This is a genomic window from Burkholderia sp. Ac-20379, assembly GCF_017104645.1.
Taxonomy (GTDB): domain Bacteria; phylum Pseudomonadota; class Gammaproteobacteria; order Burkholderiales; family Burkholderiaceae; genus Burkholderia.
In genome coordinates this window covers 1-5,627 of the sequence record NZ_JAAGPF010000411.1, presented here as the reverse complement: position 1 = coordinate 5,627, position 5,627 = coordinate 1, and the positions used below count along the sequence as shown (strand labels likewise).

At 67.1% G+C, this 5,627-nt stretch carries 5 protein-coding genes; 3 read left to right on the top strand and 2 right to left on the bottom strand.

Going from position 1 to position 5,627, the window contains the following annotated elements:
- Positions 1–1,821 (top strand): pilus assembly protein (locus tag G3N92_RS30205; protein ID WP_241015110.1); only part of this gene is annotated, 1,821 nt, incomplete at its 5' end.
- A 334-nt stretch (positions 1,822–2,155) separates the two neighbouring features.
- Complete coding sequence (locus G3N92_RS30200; RefSeq protein WP_206131221.1) at positions 2,156–3,256, top strand: saccharopine dehydrogenase C-terminal domain-containing protein; 1,101 nt, start codon at positions 2,156–2,158, stop codon at positions 3,254–3,256.
- Positions 3,257–3,371: 115 nt separating this feature from the next.
- On the opposite strand, the gene G3N92_RS30195 is transcribed toward G3N92_RS30200, so the two are convergent.
- A complete protein-coding gene (locus tag G3N92_RS30195; RefSeq protein WP_206131220.1) occupies positions 3,372–3,986 on the bottom strand; it encodes an ATP-binding protein in 615 nt (204 codons plus the stop codon).
- A gap of 291 nt (positions 3,987–4,277) precedes the next feature.
- Here G3N92_RS30195 and corA point away from each other — a divergent pair, with 291 nt between their 5' ends.
- Positions 4,278–5,255 carry a magnesium/cobalt transporter CorA gene (gene corA / locus G3N92_RS30190; RefSeq protein ID WP_206131219.1) on the top strand — a complete coding sequence of 326 codons (978 nt, stop codon included), beginning with the start codon at positions 4,278–4,280 and terminating at the stop codon, positions 5,253–5,255.
- Between the two features lie 19 nt (positions 5,256–5,274).
- On the opposite strand, the gene G3N92_RS30185 is transcribed toward corA, so the two are convergent.
- Positions 5,275–5,562 (bottom strand): YciI-like protein, encoded by a 288-nt coding sequence (locus G3N92_RS30185; protein WP_206131222.1) that lies wholly within the window; start codon positions 5,560–5,562, stop codon positions 5,275–5,277.
- Positions 5,563–5,627 lie beyond the last annotated feature (65 nt).

Sequence of the window (5,627 nt, the reverse complement as noted above, 5' to 3'; positions counted from 1 at the left end):
GCCGCGCCGCGCGGCCGGCGCGGCCCGCAATCGCTGCGCGGCTTCTGGCGGCGCGACGACGGCGCGTTCACGATGATGTTCGCGGTGCTCGGCAGCATCCTGGTCGGCACGATGTGTCTCGGCCTCGATTCGATCCGCTTCACGATGAGCCAGACGCAGATGCAGATGGCGCTCGACGTGGCGGCGCTGTCCTCGGGCGCCGACCTCACGCACTACTCGGACACCACCGGCACCAACTACACGCAGTGGCAGGCCGACGCGCTGGCGTATTACCAGGGCAACATGCCGACCAGCTATCTCGGCATGACGCGCCAGCCGATCACGGCCACCTTGACCGGCGATCGCGCGTCCGGCCAGACGATCAATCTCTCGACGTCGTCGAAGCAGCCGCTGCTCGCGCCGTTCTTCATCGATCCGGTCATCAGCAACATGGCCGCCAACGGCACCAACGGCGGCGGCGTGGGCGACCCGCGCACGTACGCCACCGTCTCCGCCTCGAACTCGGTGATCCGCCTGCCGCAAACGTTGCTCGAACTCGCGCTGGTGCTCGACAACACCGGCTCGATGAGCCAATCGGCGGATGGCACGTCCGGCGGATCGAGCAAGCTGCAGGGCCTGAAGGATGCGTCCAACGCGCTGCTCACCGCGCTGTATAACCAGTCGAACAGCAGCAACACCACCTATGTCGGCCTCGTGCCGTTCGCCAGCACCGTCAATCTGACGGGCGCGCTGTCGGGCAGCGGCTCGTGGATGAACCCCGTGTTCACCTACAACAGCACCAACGTGGGCATGAAGAAAACCAGCACGGTGGCGGGCTGGGGCGGCTGTGCCGTCGAACCGCGCGATGCGAACAACAATCTGCAGCCGCTCGCGTATTCGCCGAGCATGTCGTCGAAATTCACGCCGTATTACTACAACGTGCCGCCGTCGGGCGGGCTGGTGATCAAGTCGTGGCAGCAGGGCGGGCTGTGCAGCACGGGCCGCGGCACGTCGAGTTCGACCACCACGGTCAAGAGCGTGCCGTTGAGCGTCGTGTCCGGTTACGGCGCGCAGAACTGGTGCGTGACGCCGGCCGGCGTCGGCATCGGCACGGAATACGATCAGTACGATCCGAATTACTATTACGGGCTCACCCAGACGACGGTCGATCAGAACTCGCAGTGCATGGGGCAGGCGGTCACCTTCCTGACCAACCAGCAGAGCACGCTGACCAATAGCGTCAACAGCATGGTGGCCGGCGGTTCGACCATCATCCCGGAAGGGCTGCTGTGGGGCTGGCGGATGCTGGTGCCCGAGTGGTCATCGACGATTGCCGGCGCGGCCAACGGCTGGATCTCGACCGACCCGACGCTGCCGAAGCCGCTGACCACCCAGGGCCTGCAGCGCGTCATGATCGTGCTGACCGACGGCTCGAACCAGATCGGCGCGGCCGGCTCGTTCCCGAACACGCTGTATTTCAACGGCTTGTCCGGCGTCGGCACCAACTCGCTGAAGGCGACCAGCATCGGGATGCCGAACGGCCAGACCGATTCGGCCGAACTGCACGGCGGCAATCCCGAGGATCCGACCTCCGGCAACAACGCGGGCTACCCGGACGACGTCAACACGTTCCAGAACGCCGTGTGCACCGCGATCAAGAACGACAACATCACGATCTACGCCATCACGTTCGGTTCCGATGCGTCCGGTTCGGTGGCGCAAACCGCGATGCGCAACTGCGCCTCGCCGGGCGACTACTACCACGCGCCCGATTCGACCTCGCTGAACACGATCTTCCAGCAGATCGCGGGCAACCTCGGCGAGCTGCGCCTGACGAAGTAAGCCGGCGCGGCATCGCCTCCGGCATCCGCCTGCAACGCCGGCCTTCGGGCCGGCGTTGCCGTTTCCAGGGGGCCACGCGCCCGCATCCCGCTTGCCGCGAACGCATGACCGAGCGTGGCCGGCGGCGCGAGCGGGCATCGATTGCGCGCGGCGCGTGCCGCCGCCGCAGCGGGCGTTTTCGGCCGCGTCCTGCAAAGCGTCACGCCACTTCGTCGAAACGACGAAAACCGATGTCGAAGCGCAGCATTTCTCGTCTATCAACTGTTTTTGCTCGTTCGTACACTCTCCTGCAGGCAGTGCCTTCCACACACAACAACACCTCAGGAGCGTCATCATGAAGATCGCCATTGTCGGCGCCGGTCTGATCGGCCACACCATTGCCCACCTGCTGCGCGAATCCGGCGATTACGCGGTCACGGCCTTCGATCGCGATGCCGATGCGCTCAAGCAGCTCGCCGACGCCGGCATCGCCACGCGCCGCGTCGATTCGGCCGACGCGAACGCGATCCGCGAGGCGCTCGCGGGTTTCGATGCGCTCGTCAACGCGCTGCCGTACTACCTGGCCGTCAACGTGGCCGCTGCCGCGAAGGCCGCCGGCGTGCATTACTTCGATCTGACCGAGGACGTGCGCGCCACGCATGCGATCCGCAGCCTGGCCGACGGCGCCGATCGCGCGTTCATGCCGCAATGCGGCCTCGCGCCGGGCTTCATCGGCATCGCCGCGCATGCGCTGCTGGAAGGCTTCAGCGAGATCCGCGACGTGAAGATGCGAGTGGGCGCGCTGCCCGAGTATCCGACCAACGCGCTCAAATACAACCTGACCTGGAGCGTCGACGGCCTCATCAACGAATATTGTCAGCCGTGCGAAGCGATTCGCGACGGCGAGCGCCAATGGGTGCAGCCGCTCGAAGGCCTCGAACACTTCTCGCTGGACGGCACCGAATACGAGGCGTTCAACACCTCGGGCGGCCTCGGCACGCTGTGCGAGACGCTGGCCGGCAAGGTCGGCACGCTCGATTACAAATCGGTGCGTTACCCCGGCCATCGCGACCTGATGCAGTTCCTGCTCGACGACATGCGCCTCGCGTCCGACCGCGATTCGCTGAAGGCGATGATGCGCCGCGCGGTGCCGTCCACCAAGCAGGACGTGGTGCTGGTGTTCGTCACGGTGACGGGCGTGAAGCGCGGCCAGCTCGTGCAGGACGTGTTCACGCGCAAGGTGTTCGCCAAGGAGATCGGCGGCATGCCGATGAGCGCGATCCAGATCACCACGGCCGGCGCGATGTGCGCGGTGCTCGATCTGTTCCGCGAGGGCCGCCTGCCGCAGCGCGGCTTCGTGCGCCAGGAGCAGGTGCCGCTGAAGGCATTCCTCGAGAATCGTTTCGGACGCCTGTACGACGGCGCGACGCAGGTGGCGGCGCACGCCGTGGCGTGACGCCCGCGCGATCCGGCGCGGCTTGAAACGAACAAGGCCGGTGCATGCGCACCGGCCTTGTTCGTTGATGGAGCGGGCGCGCAACCTGCTAGGGCCGTGCGCCTCGGGCCGCGCGTCAGGCCGGCAGCGGCGGCACCATCGCGCCCTGCGCGGGCGGCACGATGCGGTGCAGCAGCGCTTCGACGTCGGCCGCGCTCGGCGCCGTGTTGTCGAACTGGAGCAGGCCGTCGCAGGCCGCGCCCGACGGCACGAAGCGCCGCGCGCGGTAGTCGTCCCAATGCGCGAGCTTGTACGCGTCGTTCGGATTGCCGCGCGCGATGATGCGCTCGCGCGCCGCGTCCTCCGACGTATGCACCCACACCACGCGCAGCTCGACGTCGTGGCCGATGCCGAGCCATTGGCGGTTCAGCAGCCGCCCGTCGCGGATCTCGCGCGACAGCGGCCCGACCACCAGCGCGCTGATGCCGAGTTCGAGGTTCTCGCGCGCCGTGTCGAGCAGGCCCTGGTACTCGGGGTCGCGCAGGTGTTCGAGGAACAGCGGGCTGTCGCGGTCGTTCGGATCCTGCGTCAGCGCGCCCATCGCGGCGGCGCTGTAGCGGCCGTACAGCGTGTCCTTGTCGAGCAGGCAGAACGCCTCGCCGGTGGTGCGCATCAGCGGGCCGATCAACTGCTTGGCGAGCGTGGTCTTGCCGGTGCCGGCGTGACCGCAGAAAAACACCAGATACTTCACGAGCGATGCCTCCGAAGCGAACAGCGGGGAGAAGCGGGAAAAAGCGAAAAGACGCGGGGATCGGCAACCGCACCGAAAGCGCGCCGGCAGCCGGCGGACGGCGCACTGAAAGGCGGGCCGAAAGCCGATCGTCGGGCGCTGCCGCGCAGCAGCGATCATGACCGCGAACGCCTGCGCTGGCAAGGCCGCGCGGCCCGCGGCCGGCCCGTTCGCGGCGCTGCGTGCCGCTGCCCGGAACCGCTACACTAGCAGGCCGAATCACGGATAGAAACGGACGTTTCCCACGACACAATGCTGATCAACTGCGCTGCTTACCAGAACGGCCAGAAGCTGGCCGACATCGACATCGACGACATCAGCGAGTACGTCGCGCGCCCCGAATGCTTCGTCTGGGTTGCGCTGAAGGAACCGTCGAAGGAAGAACTCGAACGGATGGGCGAGGAGTTCGGCCTGCACGAACTCGCGCTGGAGGATGCGCTGGTCGGCCATCAACGGCCGAAGATCGAGGAATACGGCGATTCGTTGTTCGCGGTCATGCACACGGTGGAGCTCGACGCCCAGGACGAATTCGAGATCGGCGAGCTCAGCGTGTTCGTCGGCCCGAACTACATCCTGTCGATCCGCAGCCACACGTCGCACGGCTTCCAGGACGTGCGCCAGCGCTGCGAGCGCGAGCCGCACCTGCTCAAGGGCGGCGCGGCGTTCGTGTTCTATGCGCTGATGGATCAGGTGGTGGACCGTTACTTCCCGACCGTCGAGGCGCTCGGCGCGGAGCTGGAGGAGCTGGAAGACCGCATCTTCGAGAAATCGTCGGCGGGCGCGGCGCGCGCGATCATTCAGGATCTCTACTCGCTGAAGCGCCGCCTGATGACGGTCTATCAGCACACCGCGCCGCTCCTGGAGCCGCTCTCGAAGCTGGTGGGCGGACGCACGCCGCAGGTGTGCAGCGGCATGGAGCATTACTTCCGCGACGTGTACGACCATCTGCAGCGCATCACGAAAACGCTCGAGGCGCGGCGCGAAATGGTGGTGACGGCGGTGCAGGTGGATCTCGGGATGATCTCGCTCGCGGAGAGCGAGGTGACCAAGCGGCTCGGTTCGTTCGCCGCGCTGTTCGCGATCCCCACCATGATCGCCGGGATCTACGGCATGAACTTCAACAACATGCCCGAGCTGCATTGGCGCTACGGCTTCTACATCTGCCTCGGCGTGATGGCGGTGACCGACCTCGGGCTCCTGTGGTGGTTCAAGCGCGCCCGCTGGCTGTAACGAGCGGACGCAAGCGGGCTCAGGCCTTCGCGTCGCGGCCCGCGGCCACGTTCCACCGGCGCACCTGCCATTGGCGCACGAGGCCGTGCGCCACGTAGGGATCGGCCTGCGCGAACGCCTCGGCGGCGGCCGGCGAATCGCCCGCGAACAGCAGCACCGCGCAATCGGCCGGATCGGCCAGCGCGCCGCCGAGCAGCAGCTCGCCGCGATCGGCGGCGGCCTGGGCCAGCGCCAGATGCGCGTCGCGGAACTCGGCGCGGCGGTCGAGATAGGTATCGACGAGATCGTAGGTCAGCAGGTAGTACATCGTGTCTCCTTCCTTCGTGTTCGCGCGCCCGGCGGCACGTAGAGGCCCAGTATAGGCGCGCCATA

Coding starts and splice junctions, on each gene's coding strand:
- G3N92_RS30185 (WP_206131222.1), bottom strand. CDS start 5,562: ATGTACTACCTGCTGACCTACGATCTCGTCGATACCTATCTCGACCGC.
- G3N92_RS30200 (WP_206131221.1), top strand. CDS start 2,156: ATGAAGATCGCCATTGTCGGCGCCGGTCTGATCGGCCACACCATTGCC.
- corA (WP_206131219.1), top strand. CDS start 4,278: ATGCTGATCAACTGCGCTGCTTACCAGAACGGCCAGAAGCTGGCCGAC.